The organism is Paenibacillus sp. J53TS2 (assembly GCF_018403305.1).
Lineage (GTDB): Bacteria > Bacillota > Bacilli > Paenibacillales > Paenibacillaceae > Fontibacillus > Fontibacillus rhizolycopersici.
This window is the reverse complement of the sequence record NZ_BOSK01000001.1, coordinates 132,394-156,522: the sequence shown is the minus strand read 5'-3', so window position 1 is coordinate 156,522 and position 24,129 is coordinate 132,394. Positions and strand designations below refer to the sequence as shown.

The following is a 24,129-nucleotide window of genomic DNA, read 5'->3' as shown; positions in this document are numbered from 1 at the left end:
GTTTTAAGACACCTCCCCGTCAGTCAGGTTGGATTCCACCTGTTGACGTTCGTATTGTTCGCGGTACCAGCCGCCTAACTGCAGCAGCGTTTCATGGGTACCTTCTTCGATGATTTTGCCTTTCTCCAAGACGACGATCCAATCCGCATGTTCGATGGCGGAGAGGCGGTGCGTGGAGATGAGCGTCGTTTTGCCGGAGCGCCCACTGCGGATGTTCTCGATGATCCGCGCCTCGGTCCGGGCATCAACGGCAGACAAGGCGTCGTCGAGGATTAAGAGCTCCGGATCGGCGATAAACGCCCGAGCCAGGGAGACCCGCTGCTTCTGGCCGCCGGAAAGGGCGACGCCTTTCTCGCCGACGAGCGTATCCAGGCCGTCAGATAACGTGCCGAGATCCTGATCGAAGGCAGCCGTGCGGATCGCTTCGAGGATCTTCTCATCGGATGCGCCCGGGTAGCCGAACTGGATGTTTTGCCGCACCGTCTTAGAGAATAGGATTTGCTCTTGCGGCACATATCCGATCCAGCCGTGAAGCTGGTTCAACGCGATTTGCTGAATCGGCACGCCGGAGATGCTCAGCTCGCCGCTGCCTGCCGGATATTCGTGTAACAGCTGCTTGAGCAACGTGGATTTACCGCTGCCGGTACGCCCGACGATGCCCAGTGTTTCGCCGCGTTTAATCGTCAAATCGATCTGTTCGAGATTGTTAATGGTCGAAGTCGGATAGCGGAAGGTGACATCCTTGAACACGATCGTCTCCGGCGTTTCAACGTGAACCGGATTCGGAACGTCTTCAACATCGGGCTTCACGTTCAACGTTTCGTTGACCCGGTCCAGCGATGCGCCGCCGCGTTGCATGACGTTAATCAGCTCGCCGATTGCAAACATCGGCCAAATCATCATCCCCAGGTACATGTTGAAAGATACGAGATCGCCCAGGGTCAATTCATTATGGAATACGAGATAAATGCCGTAGGTGAGACCAATCGCATAGCTGAGCCCAACACATAAACGGATCGTTGGCTCGAAATAAGCATCCACTTTGGCGACCGCCAAATTCTTCTTATAAACGTCTTCCGTTATATCCGCAAAACGTTGTTCATCATGACGTTCCTGCACATAGGCGCGAATGACGCGAATGCCGGCTACGGATTCCAATACCTGGTCGTTCATGTCCCCAAAGGCATCCTGCGCCAGAGTGTAACGCTCGTGGATGATCTTCCCATAAATTTTCATCGCTAAGGCGATGAAAGGGAGGGGAATGATCGCAGCTAGTGTCAGCTTCCAGCTGATCAGCGTGCTCATCGCCAGAAAGATCACGGTAAGGTACGCCGTCGAGTCGGTTAGCGTCAGCATCCCGAAGCCTACGGTGGTAGCAACCGATCTTAAATCGTTGGTCGCCCGGGCCATCAGGTCGCCGGTGCGGCTCCGCTCGAAGAACGGCGGTGTCATCCGCAGCAAATGGCTCATGAACCGGGTCCGCAGCAGCCGCTCGACGAGGTTCGATCCCCCAAACAGGGAATGCATCCATATGTACGTGATGAGATAGATTAAGATCAATACGCCGATAATGAGTAAAATATATTGAGTTAACGAAGCCCAAGTGACGGTGCCGGCCACGATCTCATCGATCGCGCTGCCCAGCAGCCGCGGCGGAGCCAGCTCCACAACGCCCACAAGGATGAGCAAGAACAAGCCGATAATATAACGTCTTTTTTCGCGCTTGAAAAACCAGCCCAAATTTTTTAATACCGAAAACATGATGGGGTTTCCTCCTTTGATTCCCGATTGCGTAGCTACCCGGAAAACCTCTACAAGTGTCCTAAACCAGCAAAAAACCGCAAAAAAGGCATATCGTCCGAAAACGATATGCCTTAAAACCATAACATATGTCGCGTCCGTTACTTATAGCAAGCAACCTTCGCGTGTATGATATCGCTTATACCCTTTAAAAGATAAGGGGCGGTCAGCGCATAGATTCATCCAAGCCTGCAGGGGTTGCTCCGGTATTTAATTGTTTGATGTGATGCGCATCGCGATACGCAGGCATAAATTTGAATTTCAACACCGTGCTCACCCTTTCTCATTTGGTAATTACTTGAAAGCGATCTCGTATGTTCCCGATTTTAGCACCGCATTAAAGAAGATGTCAAACGTTATTTTTCTCAGTAACTATCCAATAATCCCTAACCACATCGAACAAAGGTTTGGCTTTTTGCCCAGTTTCGTCTACAATAAAGCTAAAAGTTTGGATGTAACGGAATGAAAAGTTCGTATTTGTCACCGAGAAGATGGGATGAATGAAGAGGAGGAAGAAGCGGATGATTAACGTGAGTAATGAAGCTGCCGCATGGTTTAAGCAGGAGCTTGGACTTGAGGCGGGGCAGGCCGTACGCTTCTTTGCACGATATAGTGCGGGCGGCAAGCTGCACCCGGGATTCTCACTGGGAATTGATGTTGATCAGCCTGTATCACCTGGGCTCAAAGCGGAAGTAGAGGGCATCACGTTCTACATGGAGAACCAGGATTTGTGGTATCTGGACGGGTACCACCTTAATGTCACTTATGATCAGCAATTGGGCGACATTGAGTATGAATACGAGGCTGCGGCCCTGAATTAGGCTGAGCCGTTGTTCAGCGGCTTCGAAGCTAATGAAAGAACAAAAAGGCCCGTCAATTACGGGCCTTTTCCTTTGTTTGATGGAGCGGGCGAGAACGGCCCATCAAGCATCAAATGATGCTGTCTTCCATCGCATATTCAAAATCGCCGATATCGTAAACCTGCACCGGCACCTCTGCTTCGATAATCCGCCGGATCAGCTCGAGCTGATCGGTCAGGATCGGCACGTTCTCTCGCTGGGCAGTTAGCACGATTTCCGTTTCGATCGGATCGAGAAACTCGCCGTACTGCTCGTTGTCTACCGCGTTGACTACGGTCCAGGTCACATGATCGCCGAACAGGATCGAAGGGCTCTTGGACCAAGGGACGGTGAGCGCTCGCTCCAGTTTCTTGCGGTTCAGCGGTTCCTCGAGATAAGCGATCAATTCGCTGATTTTCTGCTTCACGTGCATATCGTCGACGGGGTCGTTCATGAGCGGCTCCGGACTGTTTTGAAATTCATAAAGCTCCATGACGGTGGTGTAAGGTACAATATATTCCACAGGCGCACCCGGCACCAGTAATTCACCATATATCGCCACCATCACGGCTTCGATCACAAATCGGCGTGACATGGTCATCCTCCTAAAACGGCCTGTTACTCGTAGCTGCCCATGAAATGCTTGCGACAACTCAATTTATTAAGGAGTATACCACAACCATTGGATAAATTCAGCTTTGTAGCGCGAAAATCGGCTTTTATCTAAGGAGAGGGGGCAACCGGAGATGAATGAGAATCTGGTGGGAGAATTCGCTGGGCTTTCGACGAAAACGCTCCTCTGGGTGGAGGAACGAGTGGGTCCAGGGGCTAAGGTTATCTCAGCAGCGTCCCTGAAGGGCGGCATTTCATCAGCAGTTTATGGGTTGAAAATAAAACAGGGTGATCACTGCCACGAAGCGGTACTGAGGCAATTTACCAATACGGAGTGGCTGCGAGAAGAGCCGGAGCTCGCTTTGCACGAGACGGCTGCGTTGCAGGCGGCGAGCGCGGCGGGACTGTCGTCGCCGCGGTGGGTCGCCTGCGATCCGGACGGCGGCGCCTGCGGCCTGCCGTCCGTGCTAATGACCCGGCTGCCCGGCCGGGTGGTGCTGGACCCGGCGGATCTGCCGGGTTGGCTGGGCGGCCTCGCCTGGAAGCTGGCGGAGATCCACGCGGCGGAGGGTCCGCCGATCGAATGGAGCTATTTTACTTACAACGAGGTGTCCCGTTTGACTGTGCCAGAGTGGACCCGGGTTCCCGAGGCGTGGGGGAGGATCATCGACCGCGTTCAGGGACTATCTTCACCGTACCGGCCGCAGTTCATTCATCGCGATTATCATCCAACGAACGTGCTCTGGCAGGAGGGGGAAGTCAGCGGCGTAGTCGATTGGGTAAATGCCTGCATGGGCCCAACCGGGATCGACACCGGTCATTGCCGATTGAATCTCGTACAAATGTACGGCGTGGAGGCGGCAGATGCCTTTTTGGAAAGCTATCTTTCCGTAGCTCGGAAGGACGGATGTAACGTAAACGATCCCTATTGGGATATGCTATGCCTGATCGAAATGCTGCCGGGTCCCCCGGAAGTATACCAAGGGTGGCCGGATTTGGGGCTAGACGCGTTAACGCCGGAGCTTCTCGCTCGTCGATTGGACGAATACGCTGAGAGTCTGGTCCGAAAGCTGGCTTCATTCGTGCAGCCCAGATAGAAACAAATAGAGGATGTGCTCATAAATTGAAACATTGGAAAGCCTATTTTACGTTCGTTAGGCCTTATACGAAATGGATCTTACTCACTTTGTTCATCGGGATGCTGAAATTCGGTATCCCGTCCTTGCTGCCGTTGGTGCAGAAATACGTCGTGGACGATATCTTGTTAAACGGCGGGATCGAGCTGGACCAGAAGGTCTCGCAACTGATGATCATCCTTGGGGCAACGCTGTTCCTATTCGTGATCGTGCGCGGTCCGGTGGAATATGCGCGGCAGTATTTTGCCCAACTGATCACGGCACGGATCTTATTCGATTTACGCAACAAGCTGTATGCCCACCTGCAGCGGTTATCGCTTCGGTATTACCAGAATACGAAGGTGGGGGAGATCATCTCCCGCTTCATCAACGATGCCGAGCAGACGAAGAACATCGTCGAAGTCGGCATGATGAATGTTTGGCTCGACATGTTTACCCTGGTGTTTGTGCTTGGCTTTATGTTTTATTTGAACCCGTGGCTGACGCTTGTGGCGATTGCGATTTTCCCATTGTACGCGATCGCAGTGAAAGTGCTGTACAAGCGCTTGAAGAAGCTGACCAAAGACCGCTCCGCGGCACTTGCCGGGATTCAGGCTTATTTGCACGAACGCATTCAAGGCATCTCGGTCATCCGCAGCTTTGCCTTGGAAAGGCATGACCGGAACAAATTCGAAGGCACCAACGGCCGGTTTCTGCAAAAAGCGCTAGCCCACAGCCGCTGGAACGCCTGGACATTTGCGATCATCAACACGCTCACCGACATCGCGCCGCTGCTCGTGATCGGATACGGCGGTTATCAGGTGATTTACGGGGATTTGACGTTAGGTACGTTTGTGGCCTTTTTTGGCTATCTGGATCGGCTTTATGCCCCGTTGAGACGGTTGATCAATTCATCAACGACGTTGACACAGGCTTCGGCCTCGTGGGAACGGGTGCTGGAGTTGCTGGAGGAGCCGTATGACATGAACGATGCGCCGGATGCGGCGGCACTGCCGCAGGGTAGCCATGGCGTGATGTTCCGGGAGGTGTGGTTCAAATATCGCGAAGACGGCGATTGGGTGCTCAAAGACATCTCGCTCGAAGTCAATCCCGGCCAAACGGTCGCGTTCGTCGGCATGAGCGGGGGCGGGAAATCATCGTTGGTCGGACTCATTCCACGTTTCTATGACGTTCAGCGGGGAACGCTGACGGTGGGCGGCCGGGACGTCCGCGCCTGGACGATGGAAAGCCTGCGCAGCCGGATCGGCATGGTGCTGCAGGACAATTTCCTGTTTAGCGGCAGCGTGCGCGACAACATCTTATTCGGCCGCCCGGACGCGGACGAGGCGGCGGTGATCGAGGCCGCCCGCGCGGCCAATGCGCATGAGTTCATCATGCAGCTGCCGCAGGGCTACGACACCGAAGTCGGCGAGCGCGGCGTCAAGCTCTCCGGCGGACAGAAGCAGCGGATCGCCATCGCGCGCGTCTTCTTAAAGGACCCGCCGATCCTCGTCCTCGACGAGGCGACGTCCGCGCTCGACCTGGAGTCGGAGCACCTAATCCAGCAGTCGTTGCAGCAATTGTCGCGCGCCCGCACGACGCTGATCGTGGCGCACCGGCTGTCGACGATCACCCACGCCGACCAGATCATCGTCCTGAAGAACGGCGAAATCGCCGAGCGCGGCACGCACGACGAGCTCATGGCGAACCCGGACGGCGTGTACGCGCAGTTATACAACATCCAGCACCTGAGCCCGGCGGAGAGCGGGGAGCTGGGGTGAGGAGAGGTTAGGGGAGTTGAGGCAAGGCAAGGCACACCTCTTCCTCCTCTCCGCACAAATAAGGCCCTAAAAGGGCGTTATTGTAACCTTTTAAGCCCGGATAGGCGAAATAAGGGTAAAAAGTTCCGTTATTTCTCGGAGTTAACCCCTTGGATGCCGTTTTTTTGCCGGTTCTGAGCTGAATAAGGACATATTTTACCGCTAATGTCTCCGATTTAGCTGAAGAAGGAGAAATAACGGTAATAAGTTCCGTTATTCACCAGTCGTACCTGTATTCAACCGTTACTGTAGAAACATAACGTGATCTAATCACCCTATTCCACACATTGGACGCTTCTATGAGACCTTTAGGGTGAACACATAACTCTATTACTCGGAGTTTGGGCGAAATAAAGGCGTTTGGTGTCAACTAAGGTGATCATTTCGCTCTATTTTGGCTCAAAACGGGCAATGATGAGGGAATAAGGTGAAATAGTAACTCTAACTCTATATATCTTGGTGCAGCAGGGCAGGCCAGATCGTGGGCATCCTAACCAGCCCCAAAATAAAAAAAGGTTGTTCTTACCGGCATCGATTGCCGGTAGAACAACCTTTTTTGCTCCGCTACAGCTTCCCGATCACCAGCGACAAAATGCCGGCGGCGATCAGCGGGCCAACGGGGACGCCGCGGAAGAAAGCGACGCCGAGCACCGTGCCGATCAGCAACCCGGCGACGACGGTCGGCTGATTGCCCATCAGGGTTGCGCCGCGGCCGCCAAGCCAGGCGACAAGCATGCCGACGCCGATCGCGAGCAGGGACTTCCAATGGAAGAAGGAAGCCCACAACGTCTGGATGGAGATTTTGCCGCTCGCGACGGGCGTCATTACGCCGATGGTGAGAATGACGATGCCAAGCGTCAGGCCGTATTTCTCCAGCCAAGGGAAGGTATAGTGCATATGCAGCACGCGAAGCAGCAGCAGCACGATCATCGCTACGGTAATCGGCATGTTATTGCTAAAAATACCGAGCGCAGCCATCAGCAGAAGAAGCAGGGCTGTCATATCGATTTGGTTCATGATCCACCTCCTGCGGTGAAATCCGTTAAATTCTTATTCGTTGCTTGATGCTCTCGAACCGAGAATATGCTCGGCGATTAGCTTGCCATGGCCGCGTCCGGTTTCAATGAAGACCTCGTTGGCGTTACGTCCGGATGCAATTACCCCGGCAACGTAAAGTCCAGGCACGTTCGTCTCCATGGTCTCTGGATCGAACACCGGCTTCTCCATGTCGCCGGCCATGTCGACTCCGGCGGAGAATAACAGCTTGCGGTCGGGACGGAACCCGGTTAACGCCAAGACGAAATCGTTGGCGAGCTCCGTCCGTTCGCCGTTTGCCTCTTGAATGACAACGCGGTCGGGTAGGATTTCGATCACCCGCGAGTTCAGACGCAGGGCGATTTTCCCCTTGCTCACCGCACTTTCAAACAACGGCCGCACCCAAGGCTTGATGTTCCCGGACAAGTCATCCCCGCGATACACGACGGTGACTTCGGCGTTCACGCGGACTAGCTCCAGCGCGGCATCCACCGCGGAGTTGCTGCCGCCGATAATCGTGACCTTCGTACCGGTATAAGGATGCGCCTCCTGGAAATAATGCGTGACCTTGTCGGTATTTTCTCCCGGAATGCCTAAAATATTGGGGTGATCGAAATACCCCGTCGAGATAATGACATGTCTAGCTTGATACTCCGCCGGCTCGCCGCCGCGTTTCTCTGAGCGGACCACAAACGTGCCGTCCGTCTGCCGCACGACTTCATTCGCTTCTTCATAGGCCAACACGGGTACGTCATAATGATCGCTCACTTTGCGGTAGTAGGCCAGCGCCTCATGGCGGAAAGGTTTATCATTTGCCGACGCAAAAGGGACATCCCCGATTTCCAGCAGTTCGGCCGTACTAAAAAACTGCATATACGTCGGGTATGAATAGATGGAATGGACAAGGCAATGTTTCTCTAGAACAAGCACCTGCAGTCCGCGACGCTGGCATTCGATGGCTGCCGATAGACCGCACGGCCCAGCTCCGATGATGATGACATCCAGCATGGGAACCTCCTCATTTACATAGATTTCAAACGATTTTTCAAAACAATTCCATCCTACCGCAAATACCTCGGAATTGCCAACCATCCGCTGGCCTTGGCAAAGGGAGAATGATGTGGCAATCCTATGACATCTTGGATTTCGAAGGTTCAAACCCACATTTTTAGAGTACACTAATAGTGTAAGCGGTTACCTAAAATTTAAAGGAAGTTTAGGAGGTGCCGAACATGCTGTCCTGGTTTAGAAAACGCAAACCTGCCCGTGTCTTGGTCCCTGAAGCCATAAAGGTTAAGCTGGACGAAGTTCGACGCGCTGTGCTTCGTTATGAAGCCGATATGCCTGACGGCATAAACCGGTTATCGCTGTTGCTGCCGGACGGAAGTCTGGATATGAAACGCCTGTCGCGTTATTTGGGCGGAATTACGGATCAACGCTTTTTCTTGTCGAGAGAAACCTATGAAATATTTGCGGAAGAAGAACGCGAGATCCCGTATTATCTGGATCTGGTGCAAGCCGCCGTGGACAACTATGTTGAGGATCAAGGCAAGCTTCCGGTGCTGGACGAATCGCGCCAGTTGGAAGTTGATTGCCGACTGCTGTTGCGGGAGCATTACTTGAAAGAGCTGCCTCCCTTCCCGCTGTATGTAACTGATCAGGAAATGATGTTGACCCATCGTCCGAAACAGGTGATATAACCGTTGAAGCGCATTCCCGGGGAGCCGGGGGTGCGCTTTTTGTTTGACAGGCTGTTTTACAATAGAGAGAGACAACTGGGGAAAGTGGGGAAAGTGGATTGCAGCTAAAAGCCGTTTTGTTTGACCTGGATAATACGTTGATGGATCGCGATTACACCTTTCGCAGCTTCGCGCTGCAACTCGTGCGAGAATGCCTGGTACCGATGGACGAGACACGCCGGGAAGAGCTGGTTGCGGAAATGATTGAGCGAGATAAAGATGGATATAGGCCGAAGGAGGGCTTTTTTCAGGAGCTGATCGATTGGCTTCCTTGGCGTAAGGAGACCACGATAGAGGAGCTGAAGGCCTATTACGACCGCCATTATATGACCCATGCCAAAGCGATGGACCATACGGAGCATACCCTGCAGGCTTGCCGAGCGAAGGGACTTCGGCTTGGAATCATCACGAACGGGTACAGTCATTTGCAGCATGCAAAAATCGATCTGCTTCACCTTCGCCGGTTTTTCGATGCGATCGTGGTGTCCGGGGACGTGGAGATCCGTAAGCCGGATCGGCGGATTTATGAGCTGGCCCTGGAGCGGTTGGGGTCCTTGCCAGGGGAGACGGTGATCGTTGGCGACCATCCCCGCAACGATATCTGGGGAGCAGCGCAGGCGGGGATCCGTGGCATTTGGCTGCGGCGCAAGCACGATTGGGACGAGACGCTCGAAGGCGGCAAGCCTTGGCGGACGATTTCGGAGCTGAATGAAATCCCAGCGCTGCTGGAACAATACGAACAGGAGCCGTGCGGGACAGGAAAGGATTGACAAAGTCCGCCGTCATCCTATATGATGTGTACAAATTCTTATGAAGGAGGCTGTTATTTATGGTGAAGGTACTTGAAGTGCGCGTAAATACGGTCTCCTTGGCGGGAAAATAAGGCGCTGCATCCGATCGAATAGCGGAAGTCTATTCGAATGCAAGCAGCGCGAAGCCGCGGGACCGTTATCACGTCCCGCGGCTTTTTTATGTCCGCCGTCCCCTTAGGGTGACGGTGGGCCTTGAACTGAAGCCGCGGGACGATGGGTCCCCGCGGCTTTTTTATATGGCTGCATGCGAGGTGCCGCAGCAGCGAGCCATGGGACCGCCAAGGAGACGAGAAGACGGAACGTCGGTAGGTCATTCATTATTGATTTGAGGCAAGCAGCCCAAGGAGGAAAAGGAATTGAATTTACAAGAACTAGGATGGAACGCGGAGCGGGAGAATGCTTTTCGCGGACTGGGGATAGAGCTAGTCTGGCCCGGGCGGATCATCGCCGATCACGGCCATAAGTATCGGATCGCATCGGAGCGAGGAGAGGGCTGGGCGGAAATGAGCGGTCGTCTGCAATACGAGCTGGGCGAACGCAGTGAGTTCCCGGCAGTAGGGGATTGGGTCGTATTGCGCTTTCTTAGCGAATCGGACGGAGATGCAGTCATACACGGCTTGCTTCCACGAAGCAGCCGAATCTCCCGTCGGGCAGCCGGGTCGGTGCCGACGGAACAAGTCGTAGCGGCCAATGTTGACCTGCTGTTTCTCGTCGCCGCGCTGAACATGGATTTTAATCTTCGCCGATTAGAGCGTTATTTGATCATGGCCTGGAACAGCGGGGCATCACCGGTCATCGTGCTGAGCAAAGCCGATTTATGCGATGATCCGGAGCGTTACGTCGCCGAGACGGAATCGATTGCGCCCGGCGTTCCCGTTATTGCGGTCAGCGCTTTGGAGGACCTAGGCAGGGAGCAAGTAGACGTTTTGCTGAAACCCGGAGTTACGGTCGCGCTTACCGGATCATCTGGGGCCGGAAAGTCGACCATTCTAAACTGGATGGCAGGGGAGGAAGTGCAGAAAACTCAGGCTATACGTGAGGACGACAGCCGGGGACGGCATACGACGACACATCGCGAGCTGTTTGTGCTTCCGCAAGGCGCGGTCATGATTGATACGCCGGGGATGCGGGAGCTGCAGCTGTGGGACGACGAAGGCGGGTGGTCCGAGGCGTTTGGCGACATCGAGGAGCTGGCGAAGCAATGCCGTTTCGGGGATTGTCGTCACCAACGAGAAGCCGGCTGTGCGGTCAGGGAGGCCCTGCAAAGCGGACAGCTTGAGCGCAAACGGTTTGAGAACTATCTGAAAACGCAGCGGGAGCTGAAGTTTCAGGCGGAAAAGGAGCAATCCCGTCAACGCTCCGTGCGAGCCGCAACATCAAGCAAAGCTGGCCGACAGGAGACGCGCGGCAAAGGCGAGCAACGGAGACGATACGCTAGCGACTGGGAGTAGGCCAACCCGCAAGGTCAGGAACAAACAAAAATAGCCAGTCAGGGATAATTCCCGACCGGCTATTTTTTTATCTTACTTCGGTTGAATCGGCAACCATTTCAGCACGTCCTGGATTTTCGCGTCCCAATAGCCCCACTCGTGGGAGCCTGGGCCTTCCTCGTAGGTCAGCGGCAGGCCGGCACGGGTGCAAGCTTCGCGGAACGTCTGGTTATCTTCGTACAGGAAATCCTCCGTGCCGCAGCACTGATACAACCGGGGAACCAGCTTGCCGTTCTGTAAGTCTTGAGCGAGCGGGTCCAACAGCGTCAGCAGATCGTTATCTGTCCCCTGCGGCCCAGACTCGCCGAAAATGCGCTGGAACAGCGGCGACAACCCATGCTGGCTGTTCGCGATGTCGAGCGCGCCCGACAAGCTGGCCGCGGCGGCAAACGTCTCCGGCTTGCGCAGCGCCAACTTGAAGGCGCCGTAACCGCCCATTGAGAGACCGGCGACAAACGTATCCTCACGCCGCTCAGACAACGGGAAGAACGACCGGCACAATCGCGGCAGCTCCTCGCTGACGAATGTCCAGTAGCGGTTGCCGTAGGCCATATCCGAATAGAAGCTCAGATCGACCTGAGGCATAACGACAGCCAGCCCTAAACCCGAAACGTAACGCTCGATGGAGGTGCGACGCAACCAGATGGAATCGTCGTCCGACATCCCGTGCAGCAGATAGAGGGTTGGGTAAGGCCCGGCCACTCCGGGAGCGGACATCCCGATTTGCGATTGTGCGGGTTCGGGCAAAATGACGGTCATCGAGGTACTGAGGCCTAACACTTCCGAGAAAAAACGACATTGAAACAGTGCCATAACGCTCATGCTCCTTTTCACCATGCCGCCTCAGGCACACGCAAAGTAAGCGTTTACCAAAGCGATCAATCGGTATGGATAATCCTATATTTACACTGTCCATTATACCGCGGAAACCTTGAAATCAGAAATCATCCGAAACGCTTGACAAGAAATCGTGCTAAAATATACATAACGGGTTGTTCCAGGGCTAGAAAGTGACAACGCTGGGGGTGGATCAAGTGAATTTCCCCTGGAAAAGAAATCTGTACGTGCTGTGGCTTGGCGTATTTTTTTGCAGCACCGCGTATTCTATGGTCATTCCATTCATGTCCTTGTTTATCGCGCACGATCTTGGGGTAACCGAGCATCTAACCCTTTGGTCGGGGGTCGCGTTCGGCATTACATTTTTGGCCGGCGCTTTGATCTCTCCGTATTGGGGGTCCCTATCGGACAAGTATGGCCGGAAGCCGATGTTGCTCCGTTCCGGGTTTGCCTTAAGTGCGGTTTACCTCCTTTACTTCTTCGTCAAAGATCCTTATCAGCTGATTGCCGTTCGCATTTTATCCGGTCTATTGGCTGGATATGTGCCTTCCGCCATCGCACTGGTAGCAACGAATACGCCGGAGAAGCATGTAGGCTATTCGCTTGGAATCATGTCGACGGCCGGGGCGGCAGGAGGCATTATCGGGCCGCTGGTCGGCGGTTCGCTCAGCAAGTTTATCGGTTATCGAGAGTCGTTTTTGGCGTCGGGCTGCGTTGTGTTGATCTCGGCGTTGATTGCCCTGATCTTCGTGAAGGAGCAGAACTTTGACCGCAACCGCGAGCGTTCGCATGTGCTGGACGATCTCAAGGAAGCATCGGCCAATCGTCCGCTGATGGGGAAGCTGTTCGTCGTCCTCATCGTAACCGCTTCGGTGATGGTACTCGAGCCGCTGCTTTCTTTGTACGTGCTAGACCTAGGAGCTTCAGCTTCCAACGCGTCGTTTAGCTCAGGCATCATCTTCTCGGCGGTGGGAATCTCCACAGTAATCGCTGCTCCACTCTGGGGCAAGATCGGGGAGCGGATCGGCTACCGCAATACGCTGATGATCGGCTTGATCGGCGGCGGAGTCGGCAATATTTTGCAGCATTTCTTTCACTCTCTCGTCGGCTTCGGGGTGTTACGCTTTGTTTACGGCTTGTTCTTTGCCGCCGTGTTCCCGGCGCTAAACGCCTTAATCGTACAGGCGACGAAACCGGAATTTCGCGGGCGCGCCTTCAGCCTGAACCAATCGGCCAGCCAACTCGGGAATATGGTTGGGCCCATTGCCGGCGGGGCGCTGGGAGGATGGATCTCCATCCCGATTGTGTTCGTATTGAACGGTTTGCTGCTGGCGATCACGGCGGCGACCCTCCGATGGAAGTCGCTGTTTGGAAGCGGCCGCTCGAAGGAACGGAAATTGTCCAACTCATGAGGATCGACGAAATGAAAAAAAGGCTCCGTGCGATTCAGCGATAAGCTGAAGCACGGAGCCTTTGCTATGGATTTGCCGCTAGATTAATAGAGAGATAGCGCAAGAGAGTCAAACTCGCTCTTGCTGTGCAAGATGGCTTCTGAACCCTCGATTTCAATGCTGATGAGGGAGTTTAGGCACTTCTGCAACGCTTGCTTGCCATTATAATATTTGTACTCGAGCGCGCTCGTCAGTAGTTTCAAAGTACGCTGCACAGGCTGCTTGCTATCGACATTGAAGTAAACCGGTACCAGGTTGTTTTGGAAGTTGATCAAGATTTTCATAAGAATCACCTCTATACAGTGGTTTCATAGTACACATTGTAGAATATAAATCTTAAAAAAAGATTAAGAAAACATTATGTTTAGATAAATGTTTGATGACAACAGGCAATTCAGGACAGAAGTCGTGGTTTGAACGCCCGATACAACTAATACGGACATTCGAATCAAAAAGTTTCATGTTCTATGAAAATTATGCTTCACCTCCTATTTTCATGGGTACAATGTAATAGATTGGCAAAAATTTCCGAGCATCGGGAAATCGAATAGTGGTATGATTACTGCGTCGAACTGCGTAAGCAAGACCCAATTTGAAGGAGGTGGACGGATGTTGATTACGGATTCTCCCCGCAAGAAAAAAGTGGTGCTTCAAGCTAGCGAATGGTTGTACTTGGCAGAGCGGCTGGGTATAAACCGATGGTTGGATCCGAACCATCCCTTTCATGTCTTTTTGCGGGAGACGCCCGACCCGGATACCGGAGACGTAAGAGAGACGCTGAGAAGTAAGGGTTATATGGCGGAATCGACGCAAGGAGATCGGTTAAGCTTACCGCAGCACGTCCTGGACGATTTGGTCGTGGCATCCGCCTCAGGCAAAGCTTGCCGCCTGTCCTACACATGCGGGAAACGGAGCTATGAAGAATATCTACATATCGCTGGCGATCAGGTGATCCGGTTGGAAAGATTGGCTGAAGAGGCATGCGGTTTATCGATCGAACGGACAAACGGGGGGAAGCCGCTTAGCGGCGCGTTGGCCGGCCGGATGAAATGGAATTCACGGACGCCGGGCGAGCTTCCCGCATTGATGATGTCCAAGAAGCAGTTTGATACGGTGATGAACCAGACTGGAGAGCTGGATCGAAATCAGCTTGCCGCCCTCTTGGCGGACATGACGGGCGATGTGGAAGGAAGTATAGCCTTGGCGAAATGTATAAAGACCCCGTTAGCCCAAGGCGAGATCCGGTTCTATGCATACAGCGGAGAGTGTTGGGAATTGCAGCAGATGCAGTTTATGAACAATACGCATATGAACTGGCTGATTCGATATAGCGCCAAGGATGAGGAAGATTGGATGATTGCGACACCAACACCCCGTCAGCAATTTCAGGAGATTCTATTGAAATGGTTCCATCAGGCGATCGAAGCTGAATGAAGGGATCACCCGAATGATATAGAGATCGAAGGCGAGACAGCTGTCTGTTAGTGACAGCTGTTTTTTTATGAACAGGAATTGATTTTAGTGTTAATAATGTATATATTGTTTATATACACTGTTAACAAAATAACCAGTCAAGAAGGTGAAGCATGGATATTTTGCTTTCCCATTCCTCGGGTGAACCGATCTATCTGCAGATCGTTACGCAAATTCGCGATGCGATCCTGCAAGGTAAGCTGGCGCCGGGGACAGCGTTACCTTCCATTCGGCAGTTGGCTAAGGATTTGCAGATCAGCGTCATTACAACGAAGCGAGCCTACAACGATTTGGAGCAGGAAGGCTTAATCGATTCGGTCGTCGGTAAAGGGTCATTCGTTTCCGGCGGAAATCAAGAATTTATCCGGGAGCAACGACTCAGAGCGCTGGAAAGCAAGCTTCGGGAAGTTCTGGAAGAATCCAAAAGCCTTCCGATGTCAACGGATGAACTGATCGAGTGGATCAAACTATTGGATCAAGTAGGAGGAGGCGCTAAAGGATGAATGCAGTTGAGGTGGAAGGGCTCGTCAAGCATTACGGGAACTTTGCGTTGTCGGGATTAAGTTTCTCCATACCGCAAGGGTACATTACCGGGCTGATTGGGCCTAACGGAGCGGGGAAAAGCACGGTGATTAAGGCAATCATGGGGATGGTGTTGCTGGAAGAAGGGCGAATCAACGTTCTTGGTCACCCCATTACGGGGAACGAAGGCAGTTACAAGCAACAGATCGGATACATCTCCGATGAGAATATTTATTACGAATATCTGACAATGGAGCAGATGAAGCGGATCGTCGCACCCTTTTACGAACGCTGGGATGAGGCATTGTTTACGAAGTACATGGAGCTGTTTGAACTGCCGAAACGCAAAAAAATCAAGGATTGCTCCAAAGGGATGAAAATGAAGTTTGCCATTGCATTGGCACTGGCGCACCATCCGACGCTGCTGATCATGGACGAGCCGACGGCCGGATTGGACCCCGTATTTCGCCGAGAGCTCCTCGATCTGTTGGCGGATTATATTTTGGACGAAAACAATACGATTCTGTTCTCGACCCATCTCACGACCGACCTGGATCGTGTAGCGGATTACGTGACGTTCCTGAACCGCGGCGAATTGGTGTTCTCCGACAGCAAAGACGAGGTACTGGAACGCTACGTGATCGTTAAGGGGAGCAGCGAACTCCTGGATACCGATGTAAAACGGGAATTGATCGGCGTAAGGGAAACGGCAGTAGGTTTCGAGGCGCTGGCCAAAGACCAGGAGCGGGCTCATGCCCTGTTTGGGACTCATGCATTGTTCGAGCGTCCCACGCTGGAAGAGATTATGTATTTTACGGCAAAAGGGGGGGAAGTGAATGCCTAACCTCATTCATCTTGTTCGTAAGGACTTCCTGCTGTTGCAGCGGTATCTCTGGCTTCTAATCATTTATATGGTGGTGTTCTCCGGGTTCGTGCAGTCGGATGGCTCGCCTTTGTACGGCATGCTGCCGGGGATGGTGCTGATTCTGGCGCTGAATGCAGATATGCGTCTTCCCAATCAGCAATTTCTAGTCAATTTACCCGTACGCCGGAGTTATCTCGTTTTATCCAAATACGTTTCCGCCTTTGTTTTAATGCTGATCGCTTTTGTGTTCTGCATTCTGTTAAACACCGGGGCGAACGTGGTTCATGGCCAGCCGGCAACTTTCAACTTCGGTCAAATGCTTGGGATCTTCTTGGCGCAAATCGTGTTTATGGCGATTTATATCCCGATCTACTATTGGCTGGGTTTGAAAGGTGCGCAATATTTGAATGTGGCGATGATCATCGTGGTGATGATCGGTAGCCAACTCTCGTCGAACTTGTTGAGCGACGAAGATAGCTTGCAATTGTCGGCTTCCATCTCCACCCATCCCGTTGCAACAGGTCTTCTCGGGGCTAGCGTGGGGATTCTGGCCCTCGTAGTTTCTTATCTTATCTCCCGCATGATTTTTGCCCGTCGGGATTTGTAATCGCGTCGGGTTGACTTAAAAACACCCCGAAATGGGTAATCTGGATAAAGGCAGGAAGATTATCGCCCAAGAACCCATTTTCATCTCAGGAGTGTGAAGCCATGACAAGCAATCAGACGACGAATCGCGAACGGTTCCGGGGGAAAACGGCGATCATCACCGGAGCCGGTTCCGGCATTGGTAAGGCGGCGGCGGTGAAGTTGGCCAGCGAAGGGGCGCAGGTGGCGTTGTTCGATCTGCTGGATGAGCGCACGGAGCAGGCGGCACGTGAAATCAATGCCATCCGCGAAGGGGCGGCCCAAGCGTATGACGTCGATGTGGCAGACCCGCATCGGGTTGAGCAGGCGGTTCGCGAAGCGGCCGAGCACTTCGGCGGCATCGATGTCGTATTCGCTAATGCGGGCATCAACGGCAAGCTGGCACCGGTCGAAGATTTAAGCTTCGAGGATTGGGAGAAGACGCTAAGCATCAATCTGACGGGCACGTTCTTAACCGTAAAATATACCGTCCCCTATTTAAAGCAACGGGGCGGCGGAAGCATCATCATTACCAGCTCCATCAACGGGAATGATACATTTTCCGGCTTTGGCATGTCGGCTTACAGTACAACCAAAGCGGGGCAGGTGGCTTTTGCCAAAATGTTGGCTCTGGAGCTGGCCCAATTCAAAATTCGCGTGAATGCCATCAGCCCAGGCGCCATTTCCACCAACATTGACGCTTCGACGGAGAAGAGCAAGGAGCTGCAGGAAATTGTTATCCCGGTTAAATATCCGGAGGGGTCGCAGCCCCTGGCGGACGGACCGGGCCAACCGGAACATGTCGCGGATCTCGTCGCTTTTCTGGGTTCCGATGAAGCGATCCACATCACCGGCGCACGGATCGTGATTGATGGGGCAGAGTCGCTGTTATAGAGGATAACCGCATTGCTGTGGTCATGCCGCCGCTCTAGTATGTGTGCGGGAGCAAAGACCGACCGAGTTTGGATGCCTTAGCCCGAGACTGTCAGGAAATGACCTTCTCGGGCGTTCTTGACGTGGACGCGCACGTACAACGATACTCGATTATGAACCATGTAAGGGGGCTGGATGATGAAGCAAAACAAATAAGGTGGGGAAGGGGCAAACTGGTTTCAGGATTAGAGCGGTGAATGAACCCATTCCTTCCGAAGAAATGTTGAGAAACACTCCTGAAATGGTGGATGAATTGCGAAGACCCATGTTTTTAATGATTTCTGCTGAAAAGCCCTGAGGGGAGGAATTGGCTTGCTGTCATGGTTGGCGGAACAAAAAATTGCGGAAGCGATGGCGCGCGGGGAGTTCGACGATTTACCCGGGAAGGGGAAGCCGCTGAAAGTTGAAGATTTGTCCGGAGTTCCGGAGGACCTCAGGATGGCTTATAAGTTGATGAAAAATGCTGGGTATGTCCCCGAAGAAATCCAGCTGCAGCAGGAGATGGTCCGGCTCGCCGACCTGCTGGCCGCCTGTGAGGAGGGGCCGGAGAAGCAGGCCTTGAAGAAGCAACTGTCGGAGCAACGTCTGCGGTTAAACCTGCTGGCTGACGAGCGCGGTCTGCTGACGAATCCGGCGTTCCGGCAGTATGGAGAGGCGATCCGCCGGAAGCTGGAGTAGGAGGTACATGGTGCTGGGGCTTGGGGCGGGCAGCTTACGACAGGGAGGTACCGGGAAGCAGTTGTCGTATCATCGTTTCGGTCAACACAAACGGTTCCCGCGATATTCGGTCCAAGTGGAAGTCGGGAATCAGGTCCTTGGCGGATACGTCTTCCGGTTGGTCAAGTAAGCCGCTGATGTAGGCGAGCCAGCCGATAACCGTTTCCGGCTTTGTGCCGGCGGCACGGAGCGCGGAGATCCCCAGATCGCCGTGACGTTTGGCCAGCCGCCGTCCGTCCTCGCCGAGAATGAGCGGGGCGTGGGCGAACGTCGGCGGCGTGAGCCCTAACGCAGCATAGAGGTGAAGCTGACGCGGAGTCGAATCCAGCAGATCGTCGCCGCGCAGGACATCGGTGATGCCCATCCGAGCATCGTCAACGGTCACCGCCAGCTGATAAGAGTACAGGTGATCGGCTCGCCGCACCACAAAATCACCGCCGCTTCCCGGCGGGAAGACCTGCGGCCCGGCGATGCCGTCGACGAAGCTGACGGCCGCAGGGTCGATCGCGAAGCGAAGCGACGGCTCTTTGTGCTGCGCCCGACGTTCCCGTTCTTCCGCGCTTAAGCTACGGCAGGTGCCGGGATAGGGCGCACCTTCCGAGGATAAGCCGTGCGGCGCACCGGCCACGGCCAGCAGCTCGGCCCGGCTGCAAAAGCACGGGTACAGCCGTCCGTCCGCGTCAAGCTTCCCGAGTGCTTCCTCATAGAGCTCGGTTCGCTGGCTTTGATAGTACGGTCCGGAAATTTCTGAAGCGCCCGGACCTTCATCCCAATCCAGTCCCAGCCAGCGAAGATCGGTGAGGATCCGTTCCGTGATCTCTGGCTTGGAGCGCTGCGTGTCGATATCTTCAATGCGCAGCACGAAGACCCCTCCTGCCGCACGCATTTGCAGCCAGGATAACAGCGCAATCTTGGCATTTCCTAAATGCATGTCGCCGGAAGGCGTAGGTGCAAAACGACCGCGTTTCATGTTGCTTCACTTCCTTGGTTTATCCTAGATTGAATTCGATTTTTCGCTTATAAAATGGAACTGACGTTAAAAATTCCGAAGTCTATTCGGTTTTTCATATAGATTCTACTCTTACGAGCTCTAATTGCGCAAATGGATATGAAATATCATATTCATTTCGAAGAAATCGCCGATCACGTTGGATTCTATTCGATTTTTCGCATACATTCGTCCGATTGCTTCTAATGGTCCATGGCGGGAGGTACTTTACAAGCGTGCTTCGGGCTCGCGGGGTTCGCCGCTGCTCTCCGGTTTGAAGGAGCTGCCGGGGGCGGGAGGCTCCAGCTTCTCGATGTCGATTTTGCGGATTCGGCTGTCTTCGCGTTCCAATACTGTAAACTGCAAGTCCCCATAGACCAGCTGCGTTCCTACTTCAATATCAAGGTTCTGGCCATAGATCCAGCCTCCGATCGTATCCGCATCCTCTTCCTCCAACTCGGCGTCCAGCCAATCGTTGATTAACGAAACCGAAACTTTGCCGTCAACGATGAGGTGATTCGCTGCAACCTCCGTAATTTCCTGCTCTTCCTCCGCATCGAATTCATCCCGAATGTCGCCGACGATTTCCTCCAGAATGTCCTCAATCGTAACCATTCCGCTTGTTCCGCCGTATTCGTCGATCAGTACGGCTATATGCGTACGTTCCTTTTGCATCTTAGTCAGCAAAGCAGGGAGGGGAATGTTCTCCGAGACGGTCATCACCGGCCGGACCAACGAAGCCAAAGGAGCCCCCGCCTGATTGTTAGGGGCTAGAAATAACGCTTTCGTATTGATGACGCCGATAATATTGTCTTTATTTTGGCGGATAACAGGGAATCTCGTATATTGTTCTTGGCGAATGATTCGCAAATTTTCCTCGCGGGACTTGGTCGCATCCAAACAGACCATGTCGGTTCTCGGGACCATGATGTCTTTGGCGAGCAGCTCGTCGAAGGTGAAGATCCGGTTCATGAAGCTGTACTCATTCTTGTTGATTTGACCGCTTTCCAGGCTTTCGCTCAGCAGTATCCGCAGTTCCTCTTCACTATGCGCGTCGCTCCATTCCGCTGCGGGTTTTAGGCCAAGAAGCGAAACGATACGGCGGGAGGAACGATTGAGCAGCCAGAGGAAGGGGGACAGCAGGGTACTCAGCCCTAACAGCGGCCAGGCTGCGGTCAAGAGGATGGCTTCTCCGCGCTGGGCGGCCAGCACCTGAGGGACCAATCCGCCAAGCACGACATGCAAGTAGGTGATCAACACGAAGGCAATCAGAAAGGAGAAGAAAGTTTCCACTGTGGCGGATAACGGAAGGTAGGCAAACGAAGGCGACAGCACGCTGCGGACAGCTGGTTGGCCAAGCCATCCCAGTGTCAACGAGTTGGCTGTGATCGCCAGTTGGCAGGTCGACAATGCATGATCGATTCGTTCCGACAAGGCCCGGAGTGCTGCCGCACCGCGACGTCCTTCCCGTTCCCAAGCCTCGATGGTTCGTGGGCGCAGTGCACGCAGGGAAGCCTCCATGATGACGAACAATGCGGTTAAGGCAATCAGTAGAAAAAAGACGAGTAGCTTGAACATGATGTTTGCCCTCCAGTCCTTTAAGACCTTGCTCCATATGGTAAAATGTTTTCATAGTGTAACCCGTAAGGAGAGAATCATGACAAAGCTTCCTTTGCCTATTGATGAAGTTATACCTGAACTAAAAACGGCGCTTGGCCGTTCGGGAACTGCCGTACTGCTGGCAGAGCCCGGTGCGGGCAAGACGACGCGGGTGCCGCTGTCGCTGCTAAGCGAACCTTGGATGGAAGGACAGCGGATCCTGCTGCTGGAACCGCGTCGGTTAGCAGCTCGGGCCGCTGCTGTATATATGGCATCCCAGCTTGGTGAAGCCGTTGGTGAGACGGTCGGCTACCGGATGCGGGGAGACAGCCGGGTATCGGCGAAAACGCGGATTACGGTCGTGACTGAAGGGATATTGACACGGCTGCTGCAGCAAGATCCGGCGTTGATCGGAACCGGTTTGATTATTTTTGACGAATTTCATGAGCGCAGCTTGCATGCCGATCTCGGACTGGCATTGGCCTGGCAAAGCCGCCAGTTGCTACGCGACGATTTACGGCTGCTGGTCATGTCGGCGACGCTAGACCCCGGGCCGATCGCGGACTTGCTGGATGGCGCGCCGGTCGTGCAAAGCCGGGGGCGGATGTTCCCGGTGGAGACGGTGTATGCGCCGGGCACACCTAAGGAGTCGCTGGAACGTACGGTGGACCGGGCCGTTCGCCGGTCCTTAACGGCGCATGACGGCAGCGTGCTGGTGTTTCTGCCAGGCGCGCGGGAGATCCGCCGCGCCGAGTCGCTGCTGGCGGGCGGCGGGTTACCCGCCGACGTCATGCTGGCGCCGCTGTACGGCGCGCTGCCGCAAGCGGAGCAGCGGAGGGCGATCGAACCCGCGCCGGCGGGGTGGCGCAAAGTCGTGCTGGCGACGTCGATCGCCGAGTCGAGCCTGACGGTGGACGGCGTGACGGTGGTGATCGACAGCGGTCTCCGCCGCACGTCGTTGTTCTCGCCGCGCACCGGCATGAGCCGGCTCGTGACGGCGCGCGCGGCCCGCGACTCCGCCGACCAGCGGCGGGGGCGTGCCGGGCGAACGGCGCCCGGCGTGTGCTACCGCCTCTGGAGCGAGGCGGAGGACCGCCTGCTGGCGGCGCGGACGCCGCCGGAGATGCTCGAGGCGGACCTCGCGCCGCTCGCGCTGGAGCTGGCGGCGTGGGGCGCCGCCGCGCCGGACGAGCTGGCGTGGCTCGACGCGCCACCGCCGGCGCCGTACGCGCGCGCCGTCCAGCTGCTGCGCCAGCTGGACGCGCTGGATGCGGCCGGGCGCATCACCGCCCACGGCCGCCGCATGGCCGCGCTCGGGCTGCACCCGCGCCTGGCGCATATGCTTCTGCGGGCGCGCGAGCTGGGGCTCGGCGCGCCGGCTTGCGCGCTGGCCGCGCTGCTCGAAGAGCGCGACCTGCTGCGCGGGCCGGCCGGCCGCGACGCGGATCTGCGCGGCCGGCTGGCGCTGGTGCAGGCCGCGTCCGGGCGCGCGGCCGGGCCGGACGAGCTGCGGCGCGTCGCCGCGCTCGCCCGCCAGTGGGAGCAGCGGCTCGCCGAGCTGGAGCGGCTCGCGTTTGCTGAGCCGGACGGCTATGCATCGTCCGGCTCGCCCGATACGTCCGCCGAGCTCGGCGGAGCGGTCGTCCCGGAGGCCGCGGACGACCCTGATTACGAGCCGCCGGACGGCGAAGAAGCGGCCGGCGCCTCTGTTACCGCCGGCCTCGCCGCCCCGGCCATAACTCCGGCCATCCGCACGACCGGATCGTCCGTTCAAACGGACCTTGACCGCAGCTGCGGCTTGCTTGTTTCCTTCGCTTATCCGGATCGGATCGCTAGCCGTCGTCCAGACGGGCGGTATTTGCTGCGAAACGGGCGGGGCGCTCAACTGCTCGTCAAGGATTCGCTGGGCTCGGCGGCGTTCTTGGCGATTGCCGAGGTTGACGACGAGGGAGCGGAAGGCCGGATCTTGCTTGCGGCGCCGCTGGAAGAGGAGGACCTCTACCGCCATCACGCGGCGGAAATCGCCGAGGAACGAAGTGCAGAATGGGATGACGTCTCCGGTACGGTACGTGCTCGAATCCGTCGGACGTTCGGCGCGATCGTACTAAGGGAGCAGCCAGACCCAGCACCTAGCCCCGATCAGATCACGGGAGCATTGCTCGATGCGGTCGCCGCCAAAGGCGTCGCCATTCTGCAGTGGACGGAGAAGGCTCGGAAGCTGCAGGAGCGCCTCATGTTCTTGTATCGCCTTAACAACGAGTGGCCGGACGTCTCCGACGAGACGTTGGGAACAACCGCCGAGACGTGGCTGGCGCCGTATTTGTCCGGCGTCCGCAAGCGGGCGGACCTGCAGGCGCTGTCTCTATACAATATTTTGGAGAACCTGTTAAGCTGGTCTCAACAACAAGAACTGAATGCGGAAGCGCCGACACATTTACATGTCCCCAGCGGTTCCAAAATTCAGATTCATTACGATGGGCCTCAGGCTCCTTATGCCGCTGTCCGTCTACAGGAAGTATTCGGCATGATGGAAACTCCGCGGATCGGGTTCGAGCGGGTTCCCATTACGCTTCACTTGTTATCACCGGCTAGCCGACCCGTTCAGGTGACTTCGGATCTGCGAAGTTTTTGGCAAAACACGTACTTCGAAGTGAAAAAAGATCTGAAGGGCCGTTACCCTAAGCATTACTGGCCGGATGACCCGCTCCAGGCGACTGCGACCCGAAGGGTTCGTCCGGACGGACAACGTTAAGCTAGAGTGGATGTGAACCGCTGGTTAAGAAATAGGATTTGTATGCGAAAAATCGAGTATATTTTGTTCAAATCAGCCGATTTAGCGAATGATATATGAATTTTCA

22 protein-coding genes and 1 pseudogene are annotated in these 24,129 nt (G+C 54.9%); 15 read left to right on the top strand and 8 right to left on the bottom strand.

Annotated elements, in window-relative coordinates; translation table 11 throughout:
* Window positions 1–3: 3 nt before the first annotated feature.
* Window positions 4–1,761 (bottom strand): ABC transporter ATP-binding protein, encoded by a 1,758-nt coding sequence (locus KJS42_RS00745; RefSeq protein WP_155608817.1) that lies wholly within the window; start codon window positions 1,759–1,761, stop codon window positions 4–6.
* Window positions 1,762–2,321: 560 nt separating this feature from the next.
* On the opposite strand from KJS42_RS00745, the gene KJS42_RS00740 reads away from it, so the two are divergent.
* Window positions 2,322–2,621 carry a HesB/YadR/YfhF family protein gene (locus KJS42_RS00740; protein ID WP_155608818.1) on the top strand — a complete coding sequence of 100 codons (300 nt, stop codon included), beginning with the start codon at window positions 2,322–2,324 and terminating at the stop codon, window positions 2,619–2,621.
* Between the two features lie 109 nt (window positions 2,622–2,730).
* Here KJS42_RS00740 and KJS42_RS00735 read toward each other — a convergent pair whose 3' ends face one another.
* Entirely contained in the window at window positions 2,731–3,234 is a 504-nt protein-coding gene (locus KJS42_RS00735) for a hypothetical protein (protein ID WP_059045177.1), read from the bottom strand.
* Window positions 3,235–3,385: 151 nt separating this feature from the next.
* Here KJS42_RS00735 and KJS42_RS00730 point away from each other — a divergent pair, with 151 nt between their 5' ends.
* Both KJS42_RS00730 and KJS42_RS00725 read left to right on the top strand, forming a co-directional pair.
* Window positions 3,386–4,348, top strand: a complete 963-nt coding sequence (locus KJS42_RS00730) for a phosphotransferase family protein (protein ID WP_213621697.1) — start codon at window positions 3,386–3,388, stop codon at window positions 4,346–4,348.
* Window positions 4,349–4,374: 26 nt separating this feature from the next.
* Window positions 4,375–6,147, top strand: coding sequence for an ABC transporter ATP-binding protein (locus tag KJS42_RS00725; protein WP_213621696.1), 1,773 nt, complete (start codon window positions 4,375–4,377; stop codon window positions 6,145–6,147).
* Between the two features lie 603 nt (window positions 6,148–6,750).
* Here KJS42_RS00725 and KJS42_RS00720 read toward each other — a convergent pair.
* Complete coding sequence (locus KJS42_RS00720) at window positions 6,751–7,203, bottom strand: DUF441 domain-containing protein (protein ID WP_155608821.1); 453 nt, start codon at window positions 7,201–7,203, stop codon at window positions 6,751–6,753.
* Window positions 7,204–7,236: 33 nt separating this feature from the next.
* Window positions 7,237–8,229, bottom strand: coding sequence for a YpdA family putative bacillithiol disulfide reductase (locus tag KJS42_RS00715; RefSeq protein ID WP_155608822.1), 993 nt, complete (start codon window positions 8,227–8,229; stop codon window positions 7,237–7,239).
* A 224-nt stretch (window positions 8,230–8,453) separates the two neighbouring features.
* Between KJS42_RS00715 and KJS42_RS00710 the strand changes: the two genes are divergently transcribed.
* From KJS42_RS00710 to rsgA, 3 genes are all read left to right on the top strand, one after another.
* Window positions 8,454–8,921: a DUF3939 domain-containing protein gene (locus tag KJS42_RS00710; protein WP_155608823.1), complete on the top strand. Its 468-nt coding sequence runs from the start codon at window positions 8,454–8,456 to the stop codon at window positions 8,919–8,921.
* Window positions 8,922–9,019: 98 nt separating this feature from the next.
* Window positions 9,020–9,730, top strand: coding sequence for an HAD family hydrolase (locus tag KJS42_RS00705; RefSeq protein WP_213621695.1), 711 nt, complete (start codon window positions 9,020–9,022; stop codon window positions 9,728–9,730).
* Between the two features lie 398 nt (window positions 9,731–10,128).
* Window positions 10,129–11,223, top strand: a complete 1,095-nt coding sequence (gene rsgA / locus KJS42_RS00700; protein WP_213621694.1) for a ribosome small subunit-dependent GTPase A — start codon at window positions 10,129–10,131, stop codon at window positions 11,221–11,223.
* Between the two features lie 72 nt (window positions 11,224–11,295).
* Here the strand turns inward: rsgA and KJS42_RS00695 are convergent, their stop codons facing one another.
* Window positions 11,296–12,075: an alpha/beta hydrolase gene (locus tag KJS42_RS00695; RefSeq protein WP_193415276.1), complete on the bottom strand. Its 780-nt coding sequence runs from the start codon at window positions 12,073–12,075 to the stop codon at window positions 11,296–11,298.
* A gap of 221 nt (window positions 12,076–12,296) precedes the next feature.
* On the opposite strand from KJS42_RS00695, the gene KJS42_RS00690 reads away from it, so the two are divergent.
* Window positions 12,297–13,511 (top strand): MFS transporter, encoded by a 1,215-nt coding sequence (locus KJS42_RS00690; RefSeq protein WP_193415277.1) that lies wholly within the window; start codon window positions 12,297–12,299, stop codon window positions 13,509–13,511.
* 83 nt (window positions 13,512–13,594) lie between these two features.
* On the opposite strand, the gene KJS42_RS00685 is transcribed toward KJS42_RS00690, so the two are convergent.
* Window positions 13,595–13,834: a hypothetical protein gene (locus KJS42_RS00685; protein ID WP_155608826.1), complete on the bottom strand. Its 240-nt coding sequence runs from the start codon at window positions 13,832–13,834 to the stop codon at window positions 13,595–13,597.
* A 325-nt stretch (window positions 13,835–14,159) separates the two neighbouring features.
* On the opposite strand from KJS42_RS00685, the gene KJS42_RS00680 reads away from it, so the two are divergent.
* The 7 genes and pseudogenes from KJS42_RS00680 to KJS42_RS00655 all read left to right on the top strand — a co-directional run bounded on the left by KJS42_RS00680 (window position 14,160) and on the right by KJS42_RS00655 (window position 18,645).
* Window positions 14,160–14,984 (top strand): hypothetical protein, encoded by an 825-nt coding sequence (locus KJS42_RS00680; RefSeq protein ID WP_213621693.1) that lies wholly within the window; start codon window positions 14,160–14,162, stop codon window positions 14,982–14,984.
* A 152-nt stretch (window positions 14,985–15,136) separates the two neighbouring features.
* On the top strand, window positions 15,137–15,526 hold the full coding sequence (locus KJS42_RS00675; RefSeq protein WP_155608828.1) for a GntR family transcriptional regulator: 390 nt from the start codon (window positions 15,137–15,139) through the stop codon (window positions 15,524–15,526).
* Complete coding sequence (locus KJS42_RS00670; RefSeq protein WP_213621692.1) at window positions 15,523–16,389, top strand: ABC transporter ATP-binding protein; 867 nt, start codon at window positions 15,523–15,525, stop codon at window positions 16,387–16,389. Before KJS42_RS00675 ends, KJS42_RS00670 begins: the two co-directional genes overlap by 4 nt.
* Window positions 16,382–17,017 (top strand): ABC-2 transporter permease, encoded by a 636-nt coding sequence (locus KJS42_RS00665; RefSeq protein ID WP_213621691.1) that lies wholly within the window; start codon window positions 16,382–16,384, stop codon window positions 17,015–17,017. The genes KJS42_RS00670 and KJS42_RS00665 overlap by 8 nt, the downstream gene beginning before the upstream one ends.
* Window positions 17,018–17,118: 101 nt before the next feature.
* Window positions 17,119–17,928 (top strand): SDR family oxidoreductase, encoded by an 810-nt coding sequence (locus KJS42_RS00660; RefSeq protein ID WP_155608831.1) that lies wholly within the window; start codon window positions 17,119–17,121, stop codon window positions 17,926–17,928.
* 214 nt (window positions 17,929–18,142) lie between these two features.
* Window positions 18,143–18,265 (top strand): annotated as a pseudogene (locus KJS42_RS23050) (class I SAM-dependent methyltransferase); the annotation flags it as partial.
* A gap of 8 nt (window positions 18,266–18,273) precedes the next feature.
* Window positions 18,274–18,645, top strand: coding sequence for a DnaJ family domain-containing protein (locus KJS42_RS00655; protein ID WP_213622088.1), 372 nt, complete (start codon window positions 18,274–18,276; stop codon window positions 18,643–18,645).
* Window positions 18,646–18,679: 34 nt separating this feature from the next.
* On the opposite strand, the gene gluQRS is transcribed toward KJS42_RS00655, so the two are convergent.
* Window positions 18,680–19,654: a tRNA glutamyl-Q(34) synthetase GluQRS gene (gene gluQRS, locus KJS42_RS00650; protein ID WP_193415281.1), complete on the bottom strand. Its 975-nt coding sequence runs from the start codon at window positions 19,652–19,654 to the stop codon at window positions 18,680–18,682.
* Window positions 19,655–19,900: 246 nt separating this feature from the next.
* Entirely contained in the window at window positions 19,901–21,250 is a 1,350-nt protein-coding gene (locus tag KJS42_RS00645) for a hemolysin family protein (protein WP_213621690.1), read from the bottom strand.
* Between the two features lie 37 nt (window positions 21,251–21,287).
* Between KJS42_RS00645 and hrpB the strand changes: the two genes are divergently transcribed.
* The gene (gene hrpB / locus KJS42_RS00640) at window positions 21,288–24,023 is read left to right on the top strand and encodes an ATP-dependent helicase HrpB (RefSeq protein ID WP_244868342.1); all 2,736 of its coding nucleotides are present in this window, start codon (window positions 21,288–21,290) and stop codon (window positions 24,021–24,023) included.
* Window positions 24,024–24,129 lie beyond the last annotated feature (106 nt).